Origin of the sequence: Exiguobacterium sp. s168, from assembly GCF_018619035.1 — a bacterium.
In the GTDB taxonomy this organism is placed as follows: Bacteria; Bacillota; Bacilli; order Exiguobacteriales; family Exiguobacteriaceae; genus Exiguobacterium_A; species Exiguobacterium_A acetylicum.
Genome location: NZ_JACSNE010000070.1, coordinates 1 through 415, shown reverse-complemented (window position 1 = coordinate 415; position 415 = coordinate 1). Strand labels below are relative to the sequence as shown.

Below are 415 nucleotides of genomic sequence, written 5' to 3'. Positions count from 1 at the left end.
CAATATTGTCTTACGAAAACAATCGTCGAGTCGGTTCGTGACGGATCTATGTATGCTCGCTGAAGTGAGCCGCAGCGGTTATTACGCCTAGCTCGCACGTACAGATAGTGTTTCCCTTCGGGAAGAACGTGACTATGCGGACTACCTCCTTCTGAAACATGTTCATGATCGTCATAAGGGAAAAATCGGCTATCGTGGTCTTTACATGGAGGTGCTTGATCTTATCGGGGTGCCGATGAATCATAAACGTATTTTGCGTATCATGAGGAAGTTTGGAATCGTGACGAAAATCCGTAGGCAGAACGCCTACCGTAAAATCGCTAAAACGACATATGAACATAAGACGGTACCAAATCACTTGAACCGTCGGTTCGATCAGCAGGAGCCTGGTAAAGTATTCGTCACAGACATCACT

1 pseudogene is annotated in these 415 nt (G+C 46.0%); it reads left to right on the top strand.

Going from position 1 to position 415, the window contains the following annotated elements:
- Positions 1 to 148 precede the first annotated feature (148 nt).
- Positions 149 to 415 (top strand): annotated as a pseudogene (locus tag KNQ15_RS17075) (IS3 family transposase); the annotation flags it as partial.